This window comes from uncultured Arthrobacter sp., from assembly GCF_964021775.1.
Taxonomy (GTDB): domain Bacteria; phylum Actinomycetota; class Actinomycetes; order Actinomycetales; family Micrococcaceae; genus Arthrobacter.
On sequence record NZ_CAXHZI010000017.1, the window covers coordinates 62,975 to 76,226 of the forward strand.

Here is a 13,252-nt window from a genome sequence, read left to right on the forward strand (position 1 = left end):
TAAGTGTCCGTTCGCGCGGGCCTCAAGTGTCCGTTCGCGCTACTTGATCCAGCGGAGGTTGTACTCGTAGCGGTGCGGCTGGCCGCGGTTGACGTGGATGCCGGCGGCCACCGAGAAACACGCGAGGGCAATCCAGATGGCGGTGGCCAGCACGGCGAACAGGTTGCCTACCACCGGGACAAAGACCAGCAGGTTCGCCACGACCGCGGCGATCGTGGGCGGCAGCGTAAAGTTCAGCGCTTCCTTCGATTCCTGCGCGGTGAACGGGCCGCGGTCCTTGAAGATCAGGTAGATCAGCAGGGACGGAACGCAGCCCAGGATGCCGCCAAAATGCGCCAGCGTGGCCCACTGCCGGTCCTCGCTCGCCGTCAGCGGCAGAGCATTTGCCGGAACACCATGGTACTGGGGCTGGTCATGGCCGGCCTGGTGGTCCGTGTGTTCGCGTGCGTCTTCTGCCACGTTTCGTCCTTTGGATTGCGGTGGAGCGTTGGTACCTGTACGAGCCGCGGCCGCAACAATGTGCAGCGGCCGCCGGTTCAAGAATACTTGCTCGGATCGCGAAACGTGGCAGGGGGAACGGCTAGGGGACCGTGAGGAAGTCGATGACTTCTTCGACCCGGCCCAGCAGGGAGGGCTCCAGGTCCGCGTAGCTGCGGACCGCGCCGAGGAGTTTCTGCCAGCCCAGGCCGATGTCTTCCTTGGTGCTGTGCGGCCAGCCGAAGGCCGTCAGGATGCCGGTTTTCCAGTCCACGCCGCGCGGAATCACCGGCCACCGCTCAATGCCCAGCACCGCGGGGCGGATCGCCTGCCAGACATCGACGTAGGGGTGTCCGACGATCAGCACATTGCCGACCGCGCCCGGGGAAGCCATCACGGCGTCGGCGATCCGGGATTCCTTCGAGTCGGGCACCAGGTGGTCCACCAGCACGCCGAGCCGGCGGCCGGGGCCGGGGCGGAACGCCGTGACGGCGGCGGCGAGGTCGTCGATGCCGTGCAGGGGTTCGACGACGATGCCCTCCACGCGGAGGTCGTCACCCCAGACTTTTTCGACGAGCTCGGCGTCGTGCTTGCCTTCCACCCAGATCCGGCTGGCCTTCGCTACCTGGGCCCGCTGTCCGGCGACCCGGACGGAGCCGGAGGCGGTCCGGGTGCCGGCGGCGCTGGCCGCGGCGGCAGCCCGCGGGGCGGGCGGCATGAGCTTGATGGGCCGGCCTTCGAGCAGGAACCCGAAGCCGAGGCGGAAGGAGCGTGACTTGCCGCGCCGGTCCTCTAGGGCCACAACGTGCATGCCGCCGGACTTCTCCACCCGGGTCACGGCACCGACCCAGCCGGACTGCACATCCTCGAGCACCATGCCCCGTTCCACCGGGATTTCGGGCAGCTGGGCCTTGGCGGGGGCGGAAAGGTCCTGCGGGCCCCAATTCTGGTAAGACATTTGCTACACACTGCTTTGCACTCGGGAATTTGGGCTGAGGAACGGCGGCGCGGCTCGTGGTGTGCCCGGAAACACCCGTCCCGGGGGTCACGCCCGCAGCGAATCCAATGCTAACAACGGCGCGACTCATATTAGACTGGTTAGCACTTAGGCATGTCGAGTGCTAACCGCGGGTTTCCCGGGCGGGTCTTTCCGCGCGGCCGGCGCCGGCTAACTGATACGGGTCGATTGGAGGTGGAGCGTGAGCGAGCCACGCAAACTCGAAGTGTTGCGCGCCATCGTGGAGGATTACGTCCATTCCCGCGAGCCCGTGGGATCCAAGGCGCTGGTGGAGCGGCACCACCTGGGTGTGTCCAGCGCCACGATCCGCAATGACATGGCTGCGCTGGAAGACGAGGGCCTGATCACGGCGCCGCACACGAGTGCCGGCCGGATTCCCACGGACAAGGGCTACCGCCTGTTCGTGGACCAGATTTCGGCCGTCAAGCCTTTGTCCCCGGCGGAGCGGCGCGCCATCCAGGCGCTGCTGGAGGGTTCCGAGGATCTCGACGACGTCCTGGACCGGACCGTCCGGCTGCTGTCGCAACTGACCAACCAAGTCGCCGTCGTGCAGTACCCGCTTTTGAGCCGGGCCCGCGTCCGGCACATCGAATTCGTGCTCCTGGCGCCCCGCAAGGTGCTCACGGTGTTGATTGCGGACACCGGCAAGGTGGAGCAGCGGGTGATCGACGTCGGCCAGGACCTCGGCGACGACGCCCTCTCCGAGCTCCGGACCCTGTTCCTGGCCAAACTCTCCGGTACCCCGCTGGGGCTGCTGCCACAGTCGTTGCAGGCCGTGGTGGAGAACTGCCCGCCGGTGCGGCGCGGCCCCGCCCAGGCCCTGTCCCGGGGACTGGAGTCGCTGGCGGCGAGCAGCCGCGAGGAGCGGATGGTCATGGCCGGGACCGCCAACCTGGCCCGCTCCAACGTGGATTTCCCGCTGAGCATCGGCCCCGTGCTGGAGGCACTCGAAGAGCAGGTGGTGATGCTCCGCCTGCTCAGCGACATGGCGCAGGATCCGCGCGGCGTCACCGTCAGCATCGGCCGGGAGAACCCCTACGACGGGCTTTCCGAAGCCTCCGTGGTGGCCACCGGCTACGGGCCGGACGCCACGGCCAAGGTTGGCGTCCTGGGGCCCACCCGGATGGACTATCCCACCACCATGGCCGCCGTCCGTGCGGTCGCCCGCTACCTTTCCCGGATCCTCGGGCCCTGACGGGCCGGATCCGGCACCGGACTTCTTGCCCACTACAGGCAGTGCCCCACTGGCAGTACAAAAAGGAAGAGATACACACTTTGAGCAGCCACTATGACGTTCTTGGAGTCTCCCGTGAAGCGACGGGGGAAGAGATCAAGAAGGCCTACCGCAAGCTTGCGCGGACCCTGCACCCGGACGTGAACCCCGGGGACGACGCCTCCGAACGCTTCAAGGCGGTCACCCACGCCTACGAGGTGCTGTCAGACCCGCAGAAGCGCCGCGTCTATGACACCACGGGCAACGAGAACGGCACCGACAACGGCTTCGGCGGCGGCTATGCCGGCCAGGGCTTCGCCTTCCAGGACATCTTTGAGACCTTCTTCGGCGGCGCCGGCGGCCAGGGCGGCCCCGCGTCCCGGGTGCGCCGCGGCCAGGACGCGCTGATCAGCGTCCGGATCGACCTCCGCGACGCCGTCTTCGGCGTGAACAAGAAGCTTGAAGTGGACACCGCCGTCACCTGCCCCACCTGCGAGGGCTCCTGCTGCCGGCCCGGCAGCCACCCCGAACGCTGCGACATCTGCGGCGGCAGCGGGCAGGTCCAGCGGGCCGTGCGCTCGATCCTCGGCCAGGTCATGACCACGGCCCCCTGCGGCAGCTGCGAGGGCTTCGGCACCGTCATCAAGGACCCGTGCAACGAGTGCGCCGGCCAGGGCCGCATCCGCAGCCGCCGCACGCTCACCGTGAAGGTTCCGGCCGGCGTCGCCACCGGCACCCGCATCCAGCTCTCCGGCCAGGGCGAGGCCGGTCCGGCCGGCGGGCCCTCCGGCGACCTTTACGTCGAGATCCGGGTCAACAACGACGCCACCTATGTGCGCGAAGGCGACGACCTGCACGCGAGCCTGAACATTCCGATGACCGCCGCGGCGCTGGGCACGGAACTGACCCTGGACACGTTCGACGGGCAGCAGGAAATCGACGTCAAGGCCGGCACCCAGTCCGGCGAGGTCATCACGCTCCGCGGCCTGGGTGTGACGCACCTGCGCGGCTACGGCCGCGGAGACCTCAAGGTCCACCTGCAGGTGGACACCCCGGCCAAGCTCGACGCCGCCCAGGAGGACCTGCTCCGGCAGCTCGCCAAACTCCGCGGCGAGCAGTTCACCGAGGGGAAGCTTGCTGCCAGCGGCGGCGTCTTCGCCAAGCTGCGGGACCGGCTCGGTAACCTGTAGCGGTGAGTAACCCGGTCTTCTTCACCCCCGCAGGCTCCCTGGACCAGCAGGTCCCCGGCGCGACGTTCGTCCTCGAGGGCGCCGAGGCGCGCCACGCGGTGACGGTCAAGCGCCTGGCGGTGGGGGAGGCCGTCGACATTGCCGACGGCGCCGGCAAGCGCATCACCGGCACGGTGACCGCTGCCGCGCCCCAGGAGCTGACCGTTGAGTGCAGCGAGGTCAGCACCGAGCCGCGGCCCGACGTCCGGCTGGTGCTGGTGCAGGCGCTGGCAAAGGGGGACCGGGACGAACTGGCTGCCGAAACCGCGACGGAACTGGGGATCGACGCCGTCGTCCCCTGGCAGGCGGAACGGTCGATTGTCCGCTGGAAACCTGAGCGCGCCGCGAAGGCGCACGCCAAATGGCAGTCGGTGGTGGCGGCGGCCGCCAAGCAGGCGCGCCGGGCCTGGATTCCGGAAGTCCGCCCCGCCGTCGACGGCAACGGACTGCAGGCGGCCGTGGCCGCCGCGGACCTTGCCGTGATCCTGCATGAGGACGCGGTGCGGCCCCTGCGCCAGGTGCTGGAAGCCTGGCACCGGGAGGCGGCCGACGGCGTCCCCCGCGAGGTGCTGTTGATCGTGGGACCCGAAGGCGGAATCAGCCCGCGCGAGGTGACCCGGCTCTGCGACGCCGGCGCGGTCACCGCCCTGCTGGGCCACCACGTGCTGCGCTCGTCCACCGCCGGGCCCGCCGCCACGGTGCTGGCCAGCGACATTCTGGGACGCTGGTAACCGCCGGCCGAACGCTCATCAGGTCCGGCAGGTGTCCCGCGGCGCCGAAGGGCAACGGTCGTCAGGCCGGTGCCGGTCTTAGCGGACGGTGAACCCGCGGGTATCGACGTTCAGGTCCTTGACCTTGCCGGCCGGGTCCATCTGGGAGACCCGGACCTCGTAGTTGCCCGGACCGAGGTTCAGGGCGAGGTTGAACAACCCGGACTTGTCGGCGTCGGCGGCGGCGGTGATGTCGCCGTTCAAATACGGCGTCTTGCTGGTCCCGTCGACCCGCAGAAGCTCCCAATGAAGTTTTCCGCCCGGGACCGTGCTGCGGCCCGAAATTTTGACCGCACCGTCCGCCACCTCGGTGCCTTCCTGCGGATCGATGATCCATACCGGCGCCACCATCCCGGCGCTGCGCGACGTTGGCGAACCGAGCCGGACCCGGTTGAAGGCGACATAGTCGGTGTGCCCGTCGACGAGGACCACCACCTGGATCTGCTGGCCGGTATCGGTCAGCCCGGCGCTGGCGCCTGCGGCCGTGGCGGTGTAAACAAGCTGCTGGATGGCGCGTTCGGCCATGTCCGCGTCGACGTTGCTGTTGAACGCGTCCGCCGACACATCGACCGTGATGACGTTCTTGCCCGAGATCGAGGTGGCGAGCATCTTGGGGTTCTGCCAGGGCGTGAAGAAGTCCGGATCCAGCGGCTTTTGCGACATCATCACCCGCAGGGCCCGCGTAATCGGATTGTCCTCCTCGGGCACGTCCCGGAATTCGCGGTAAAGGAAAACGTTGTCGTTGCTCCGGCCGATCCAATAGACCGGGGCCTTGTTGGAGGCTTGCGTGGACTCCAGCGGTGCGCTGGTGGTGGCCACCCCGGCGGCCGGACCGGGGACCGTATGCGAGGGCGTATCAGCATTGGTGATTCCCGGCTGGGGCGTGGCGACGCAGCCGGACAGGGCGAGGGCAGCGGGCAGCACAACGAACAGCACGCTGCGGCGGATGCGCCGCCCTGCTGCTGTCTTGTTCACTCCACGCTGGCTGATTGCCCTGTTCCTTCGCTGTGTTTCTCGCTCGGCGGGCCCGGCAGGGCCGAATCCAGCATTACACAAGGCGCCTGCGCTCCGGACGGGATTCCGGGCTGTGCGCCGAACTGCAACGGGAACGATATGAGGACGATATGAAGTTGATACCTAACGACGCGGCGGACGCGCGGCCCGCGCCGGCGCCGGCCCGCGCTGGCGTAAGATGGAAGCACCCGCTGCAGCCCGGCGCGGACGGCCCGGAACGCCGTCGGCCCGTGCCGGAGCGGTGAGACCATTTCCGAAACTGGAGGGGACCAGAGGCCCACGGGCCAACACCATGACTGAAGCAGCCAACGGCAAGGCCCGGATCAGCGCGGGCGACCGCACCGCAGGGGAATTCCCCCACTCCCTCCCAGGCCTGCGGACGGAGGTGGTCCTGTTCGACAATTCCGACCAGATGGTGCAGTCCCTGGGCAGCCATGACGAAGCCTTGCGCTTCATCGAAACCCAGTTCCCCGATGTGGACTTCCATGTCCGCGGCAATGAGCTCTCCATCAACGGTCCGGCCACGGACGTCCCCAGGATCATGCGGCTACTCAACGAGGTGCGCGGCCTGGTAGCGCGCGGAACCGTCATCACCCCCGCCGTGCTGCAGCAGCTTGTCGCGCTGCTGCGCAGCCAGTCGCTGCAGAACCCGGTCGACGTCCTGACCCACAACATCCTCTCCAGCCGCGGCAAGACCATCCGGCCCAAGACCCTGAACCAGAAGAACTACGTGGACGCGATCGACGCGAATACGGTCATCTTCGGGATCGGACCGGCGGGCACCGGCAAGACCTACCTGGCCATGGCCAAGGCGGTCCAGGCGCTGCAGCAAAAGGAAGTCAGCCGGATCATCCTGACCCGGCCGGCCGTCGAGGCGGGGGAGCGGCTCGGGTTCCTGCCCGGCACCCTCAGCGACAAGATCGATCCCTACCTGCGCCCGCTCTACGACGCCCTGCACGACATGATGGACCCGGAGTCGATCCCGCGCCTGATGGCCGCCGGCACGATCGAGGTGGCGCCGCTGGCCTACATGCGCGGGCGCACCCTGAACGACGCGTTCATCATCCTGGACGAGGCCCAGAACACCACCCCCGAGCAGATGAAGATGTTCCTCACCCGGTTGGGCTTCGGCTCCAAAATGGTCGTCACCGGCGACGTCACCCAGGTGGACCTGCCGTTCGGCACCCGCTCCGGGCTGCGGATCGTCGAGGACATCCTGCAGGGTATCGAGGACGTCAACTTTTCCGTGCTGGACGCGTCCGACGTCGTCCGGCACCGGCTGGTGGGCGACATCGTCAACGCCTACAGCGTCTGGGACGAGACACAGAGGAACCGGGTCAAGCATTCTGTCGCCCGGGAGAACCGGGGAGAACACGCATGAGCATCGAGGTCAACAACGAGTCCGGCGTCACGGTGGACGAAGCCGAACTGGTGGCCCTGGCCCGGTTCGTCTTCGAACGGCTCTTCATCCACCCGCAGGCGGAGCTGTCCATCCTGCTGGTCGACGAACCCGCCATGGAGAAGCTGCACATCGAGCTGATGGACGAGCCCGGCTCCACTGACGTGCTGTCCGTGCCGATGGACGAACTCACCCCCGGCACCCCGGACAAGCCCACCCCGCAGGGGATGCTGGGCGACATCGCGATCTGCCCCCAGGTGGCCGAGGTGCAGGCTAAGAACGCCGGGCACTCCACCCAGGACGAGATGCTGCTGCTGACGACGCACGGGATCCTGCACCTGCTGGGCTTCGACCACGCCGAACCGGAGGAGAAGGAAGAGATGTTCGGGCTGCAGCGCGAGCTGCTCTCCGGCTTCACCGGCAAGGACGCCCCGGCAGAGACGATTCAGTGACGCCACTGATCCTGGCCGGCATGGCGCTGGTCTTCCTCAGCTTTGCCGCCGTGCTCACCGCGGCGGAGGCCGCCTTCAACTACCTTCCCCGGCACGACGCCGAACACGCGATCCTGCAGAGCCGCGGCGGGGCACTGAAACGGATCATGGCCCAGCCTGTGGCCCACATGCGCGCCCTGAGGTTCTGGCGGATCTGGTTCGAGATGGCCTCCGCGGTGGCGGTGACGGTGCTGCTGCACAGCCTGCTGGACAATGTCTGGCTTGCCGGGCTGGCGGCCACCGGCATCATGGCCCTGGTGGGCTTCGTGATCGTCGGCGTGTCCCCGCGCCAGCTGGGCCGCGTGCACTCCGCGGGCATGGTCCGTTTTTCCGCCCCGCTGATCCGCTGGCTCTGCTGGGTGCTCGGCCCGATTCCGGGCTGGCTGGTCACCCTGGGCAGTGCCGTGGCCCCCGGTGCGCCCGCTGACAACGAGGCGTTTTTCAGCGAAGAGGAGTTCCGCGAACTGGTCGATCGCGCCAGCGAATCGGACGTGATCGAGGACAACGAAGCCGAGCTGATCCAGTCCGTGTTCGACTTCGGCGACACGCTGGTCCGCTCCGTGATGGTGCCCCGGACCGATATCCTCAGCATCGATTCCGGCTCCAGCCTGCACCGCGCCATGTCGTTGTTCCTCCGTTCCGGGTACTCCCGGATCCCGGTCATCGGCGAGAACACGGACCAGATTCTCGGCATCGTCTACCTCAAGGACGTCGCCGCCGTGGTCCACAATCTGGCCGGCGGGCAGGAGCCGCCCGTCGTCGACGACCTGGCCCGCGAGGTCCGGTATGTGCCCGACTCCAAACCGGTGAGCGAGCTGCTGCGCGAACTCCAGAAGGAATCCACGCACGTGGCGATCGTGATCGACGAGTACGGCGGCACGGCCGGGCTGGTCACGCTCGAGGACCTGATCGAGGAACTCGTCGGCGAGATCGTGGACGAATACGACACCGAGGCCGCTGAGGCCGTGGAGCTGGGCGACGGCAGCTACCGGGTCAGCGCCCGGATGAGCATCGATGACCTCGGCGAACTCTTCGACCTGGAGCTCGACGACGACGAAGTGGACACTGTGGGCGGCCTGCTCGCCAAAGCGCTAGGCCGGGTGCCGATCGTTGGCAGCACTGTCAGCGTCGACGGCGTCAGCCTCCGGGCCGACCGGCTGGAAGGCCGCCGGAACCGCGTCAGCCACATCATTGCGGCCGCGGTGCCAAAGGAAGAAACTGACCTTGAAGACCTACTCGACGAGGCCGAATCAACGCAACAGGGAGTTCCACGTGAGCAAGCAGAATAAGTCCGACGGCGAAGCGCCCTTCGGCGGGTACCGGGCCGGGTTCGCGGTGCTGGTGGGACGGCCCAACGCGGGAAAATCCACCCTTACGAACGCGCTGGTCGGGCAGAAGGTCGCCATTACCTCGGCCAAGCCGCAGACCACCCGCCACACCATCCGGGGCATCGTGCACCGTGACGACGCGCAGCTGATCATGGTCGACACCCCGGGGCTGCACAGGCCGCGTACCCTGCTGGGCAAGCGCCTCAATGAACTTGTCGCGGACACCCTCGCGGAGGTCGACGCCATTGGCTTCTGCCTGCCCGCCAACGAGAAGATCGGCCCCGGCGACAAGTTCATTGCCGCCCAGCTGGCCGCCATCGGGAACAAGCCGGTCATCGCGATCGTGACGAAGGCCGACACGGTGGACCGGCAGGCGCTGACCGAGCAGCTGCTCGCCGTCGCGGCGCTGGGCCGCGAGGTGCTGGGGGAGGACGGCTGGAAAGACATCGTCCCCGTCTCCGCGACGGACGGGTTCCAGGTCGGCACGGTCGCCGATGTGCTGATCAGCCACATGCCGCCGTCGCCTCCGCTGTACCCGGACGGCCACCTCACCGACGAGCCCGAAGCAGTGATGATCGCCGAACTCATCCGCGAGGCCGCCCTCGAAGGCGTCCGTGATGAACTTCCGCACTCGCTGGCCGTGGTGGTCGACGAGATCGTCCCGCGCGAGGACCGGCCCGAGGACCGTCCGTTCCTGGATGTCCGGGTCAACCTCTACGTCGAACGGCCCTCACAGAAAGCCATCATCATCGGCAAGGGCGGAGCGCGGCTCCGCGAGGTAGGCACCACGGCGCGGAAGGCCATCGAGGCGCTCCTTGGCGCCCGCATCTACCTGGACCTGCACGTCAAGGTCGCGAAGGACTGGCAGCGGGATCCGAAGCAGCTGGTGAAACTCGGCTTCTAGGCCGGACAAAACCGGCCGCGGCAACCCGCCGGGCCGGGCCCCGCTAAAAAGCCGGGGCCCGGACCGGGCATGCCCATCGGGGTTTTCCCAGTTTCGGCCTCTAAAATAGGGAATTCCCGCTCGCTAAGGAAGGCACCACCCGTGGTTCGACCCCGTGACAACCGTGCAGACGGAACCCGCCCCCCGGTTCGGTCAAACGCGGCATCCCGGCACGCGGACGACGCGTCCGTCGGCCCGGCCCGCCACCTGGGCACCGTCCGGCGGATTCCCGGATGGCTGAAGGCCGCCACGATCATTCTCTCGGTCCTGCTCGTGGGGGTTATCGCCTTCGGCGCCTACTGGGTCTTCCGGCTGCAGGGAAACATCACCACGCAGGCCCTCGGCGCGGGCAACAGCCGGACCGAGAGCGCCCCGGACGACGCCACCGGGCGGATGCAGATCCTGATCCTGGGCACCGACACCCGCGACGGCAAGAACTCGCAGTACGGCAGCAAGGATGACTCGTCCGGCTACGGCCACTCCGACGTCATGATGCTGATGGACATCTCCGCGGACAACAAACGCGTCAGCGTGATCAGCTTCCCGCGCGACCTCCTGGTCGACCTTCCCAAGTGCAAGGATCCGAAAACCAACAAGCAGTACCCGGCCCAGGACGGCGTTATGATCAATGCCGCGATGACCGAGGCGGGCATCGGCTGCGCCGTGGACACCGTTAACAAGCTCACCGGCCTGGAGATCGACCACTTCATGATGGCGGACTTCAACGCCGTGAAGGAACTCTCCAACGCCGTCGGCGGCGTGGACGTCTGCATCAGCGACGCGGTCTTCGATCCTGACTCCGGCCTGCGGCTGCCCAAGGGTACCTCCAAAGTCAAGGGCGAGCAGGCACTTTCCTTTGTCCGCACGCGGCATGCCTTCGGCGACGGCAGTGACCTGGGCCGGATCAAGGCCCAGCAGGGGTTCCTCTCGTCACTGGTCCGCAAGATCAAGGACGACGGCACCCTGTCCAACCCGGCGCGCATGCTGACCATCGCGGACGCGATTACCAAGAACCTGACCATCGACGACGGCCTGGCCTCGGTGCCGACGCTGCTGACGGTCGGGAACCGGTTGAAGAACATCGACGTCGGCAAGGTGGCGTTCGTGGCCGCGCCGACCGAGCCGGCCGTGTCGGACGAGAACCGCCTGCAGCTGGCCGAGCCCGCAGCCTCCCAGCTGTTTGCGGCGCTGCGCAAGGACATCGACCTGACCGACCCGACCGCAAAACCGTCGGCCACCCCGGCTGCGACCGCCGGCGAGTCGGCCAGTGCCACGCCGACTGCCAGCACCGCGCTGCCCGCCCCGGCGTACGACAAGGCGCTGCAGCCCGTTGCCGTGGCCAACGGCTCGGGCAACCCCGCGCGGTCCCAGGAAGTCCTGACAGCCCTCAAGGCCGGCGGCTTCGCCGCGACCAGCGCGTTCGATGCCGCGGCGGTGGCGTCCACGGCTGTCTACTATGGCGCGGATTCCGCCGACGTCGCGGCCGACGTCGCCGCGCTGCTGGGTATCCCGGCGAAGCAGGTGCTCCCGGCCGCTGGCGTCACCGGCGTTCAGGTGTACGTGGGCAGCGACTACAAGTCCGGTGCCAAGCAGGCCGACGCTCCGGTGTCGCTGCCGCCGGACATCGTCAACCAGACTGCCGGCGACACCGTCTGCCAGCAGGCGAACCCGGCGCTGGTCGTGCCCTAGGACGACCGGGGCAGACGCGAGGGGCTAGCCGGAAGGCCGGCCCCTCGCGTTGTTTAGCCCCTGCGGCCAGGAGTTGTCTTATACCCCCGGGGGTATTATTGTTGGAGGTAGGCGAGGGAGGATGACCTCCCGGCGCACCACGCCCGTCCAACGAAAGAGAGCCCCATGCTTATTGAGCGCATTTACGACGAAGACCTTGCCCAGGCGAGCTATTTCATTGGTTGCCAGGCCAAGGGTGAGGCGCTGGTGGTTGATCCCCGGCGTGATATTGCCGTGTACCGGGATCTTGCTGCCGCGAACGGGATGAAGATCGTCGCGGTGACCGAGACGCATATCCACGCGGACTTCCTGTCCGGGACCCGGGAACTGGCTGCCGCGACGGGCGCTGCCGCGTATGTTTCGGGCGAGGGCGGAGCGGACTGGCAGTACGGGTTCGACGCCGGGCGGCTGAACGACAACGATGAGATCAAGCTGGGCAACATCACGGTCAAGGCCCTCCACACTCCCGGGCACACCCCGGAGCACCTGTCCTTTTTGATCACCGACGGCGCGTTCGCCGACGCCCCGGGCTACCTGCTCTCGGGTGACTTCGTCTTCTCCGGCGACCTGGGCCGCCCGGACCTGCTGGACGAGGCCGCCGGCGGGGTTGATACCCGGTTCGCCGGCGCGAAGCAGCTCTTCGCGAGCCTGCGCGATAAGTTCCTGACCCTGCCGGACCACGTCCAGGTCCACCCCGGCCACGGCGCCGGCAGCGCCTGCGGCAAGGCCCTGGGCGCGATCCCGTCCTCCACGGTCGGCTACGAACGCCTCTACGCCTGGTGGGGCCCGTACCTGGCCGCGAACGACGAGCAGGGCTTCATCGACGAACTCCTCGACGGCCAGCCCGACGCGCACGCCTACTTCGCCCGGATGAAGCGTGAAAACCGGGAAGGCCCGGCCGTGATGGGCGAACGCGCACCCCTGGCCGAACTCGCCACCGCCGACGTCGCCGCCGACCTCGCCGCGGACAAGGTCATCTTCGTGGACACCCGCCCGAACAACGAGGTCCACGAAGGTACCGTCACCGGCTCCGTGAACGTCCCGGCCGGCAAATCCACCGCCAGCTTCGGCGCCTGGGTCGTGAACCCGGAAACCGACACCAACCCGCTGGTGCTCCTGGCCCCGGACCAGGCCGCCGCGCAGGAAATGTGGGACCACCTGGTCCGCGTCGGCATCGACAAGGTCGCCGGCTACGTCACCGGCCTCGAAGGCCTGCCGGTCTCCGTGCCGAAGCTGATCCAGCCCGAGGAACTCGACGGCTTCGACGCCGCGATGGTCCTGGACGTCCGCAACCGCACCGAGCACTCCGCCGGGCACATCCCCGGCTCCTACCAGCTCAGCGGCGGCCGCGTCATGTGGCACCTGGACGAACTCCCCGCCGAGGGCACCATCGTGTCCTACTGCCAAAGCGGCGTCCGGAACTCCGTCGCGGCCAGCGCCCTGCGCCGCGCCGGCTACGACGTCGTCGAACTCGACGGCAGCTACGCTGCGTGGAACGCACAACAGCAGTCGGCCCAGCAGGCCAAGGAAACCGTCCCGGCCAGCTAACACCGGCAAATAACCACAACAGCGGCGGGCCGGGGGAATCTGAACTGGTCCCCGAAAGTTGGACTGGCCAAGTAAGATCCTAAGCCGCGAGGGC

Annotated in this window: 12 protein-coding genes; 9 read left to right on the forward strand and 3 right to left on the reverse strand. The window is 67.9% G+C overall.

The window, feature by feature from the left end; all coding sequences use genetic code 11:
• Positions 1-39 precede the first annotated feature (39 nt).
• Both ABIN76_RS13485 and ABIN76_RS13490 read right to left on the reverse strand, forming a co-directional pair.
• Positions 40-459, reverse strand: a complete 420-nt coding sequence (locus tag ABIN76_RS13485) for a DUF4870 domain-containing protein (RefSeq protein WP_346960197.1) — start codon at positions 457-459, stop codon at positions 40-42.
• A 121-nt stretch (positions 460-580) separates the two neighbouring features.
• Complete coding sequence (locus ABIN76_RS13490) at positions 581-1,435, reverse strand: DUF3097 domain-containing protein (protein WP_346960198.1); 855 nt, start codon at positions 1,433-1,435, stop codon at positions 581-583.
• Between the two features lie 241 nt (positions 1,436-1,676).
• Between ABIN76_RS13490 and hrcA the strand changes: the two genes are divergently transcribed.
• From hrcA to ABIN76_RS13505, 3 genes are all read left to right on the forward strand, one after another.
• A complete protein-coding gene (hrcA, locus tag ABIN76_RS13495; RefSeq protein ID WP_346960199.1) occupies positions 1,677-2,690 on the forward strand; it encodes a heat-inducible transcriptional repressor HrcA in 1,014 nt (337 codons plus the stop codon).
• 80 nt (positions 2,691-2,770) lie between these two features.
• Entirely contained in the window at positions 2,771-3,898 is a 1,128-nt protein-coding gene (gene dnaJ / locus ABIN76_RS13500; RefSeq protein ID WP_346960200.1) for a molecular chaperone DnaJ, read from the forward strand.
• A gap of 2 nt (positions 3,899-3,900) precedes the next feature.
• Complete coding sequence (locus ABIN76_RS13505; RefSeq protein ID WP_346960201.1) at positions 3,901-4,668, forward strand: 16S rRNA (uracil(1498)-N(3))-methyltransferase; 768 nt, start codon at positions 3,901-3,903, stop codon at positions 4,666-4,668.
• Between the two features lie 78 nt (positions 4,669-4,746).
• Here the strand turns inward: ABIN76_RS13505 and ABIN76_RS13510 are convergent, their stop codons facing one another.
• Positions 4,747-5,682: a GerMN domain-containing protein gene (locus tag ABIN76_RS13510; protein WP_346960202.1), complete on the reverse strand. Its 936-nt coding sequence runs from the start codon at positions 5,680-5,682 to the stop codon at positions 4,747-4,749.
• A 331-nt stretch (positions 5,683-6,013) separates the two neighbouring features.
• Here ABIN76_RS13510 and ABIN76_RS13515 point away from each other — a divergent pair, with 331 nt between their 5' ends.
• The 6 genes from ABIN76_RS13515 to ABIN76_RS13540 all read left to right on the forward strand — a co-directional run bounded on the left by ABIN76_RS13515 (position 6,014) and on the right by ABIN76_RS13540 (position 13,158).
• Positions 6,014-7,102, forward strand: coding sequence for a PhoH family protein (locus tag ABIN76_RS13515; protein WP_346960203.1), 1,089 nt, complete (start codon positions 6,014-6,016; stop codon positions 7,100-7,102).
• Positions 7,099-7,572 carry an rRNA maturation RNase YbeY gene (gene ybeY, locus ABIN76_RS13520; RefSeq protein ID WP_175321062.1) on the forward strand — a complete coding sequence of 158 codons (474 nt, stop codon included), beginning with the start codon at positions 7,099-7,101 and terminating at the stop codon, positions 7,570-7,572. Before ABIN76_RS13515 ends, ybeY begins: the two co-directional genes overlap by 4 nt.
• Positions 7,569-8,900, forward strand: coding sequence for a hemolysin family protein (locus tag ABIN76_RS13525; protein ID WP_346960204.1), 1,332 nt, complete (start codon positions 7,569-7,571; stop codon positions 8,898-8,900). Before ybeY ends, ABIN76_RS13525 begins: the two co-directional genes overlap by 4 nt.
• The gene (gene era, locus ABIN76_RS13530; RefSeq protein WP_346960205.1) at positions 8,884-9,843 is read left to right on the forward strand and encodes a GTPase Era; all 960 of its coding nucleotides are present in this window, start codon (positions 8,884-8,886) and stop codon (positions 9,841-9,843) included. The genes ABIN76_RS13525 and era overlap by 17 nt, the downstream gene beginning before the upstream one ends.
• A gap of 141 nt (positions 9,844-9,984) precedes the next feature.
• The gene (locus tag ABIN76_RS13535; RefSeq protein WP_346960206.1) at positions 9,985-11,571 is read left to right on the forward strand and encodes an LCP family protein; all 1,587 of its coding nucleotides are present in this window, start codon (positions 9,985-9,987) and stop codon (positions 11,569-11,571) included.
• A 165-nt stretch (positions 11,572-11,736) separates the two neighbouring features.
• Entirely contained in the window at positions 11,737-13,158 is a 1,422-nt protein-coding gene (locus ABIN76_RS13540) for an MBL fold metallo-hydrolase (RefSeq protein ID WP_346960207.1), read from the forward strand.
• Positions 13,159-13,252 lie beyond the last annotated feature (94 nt).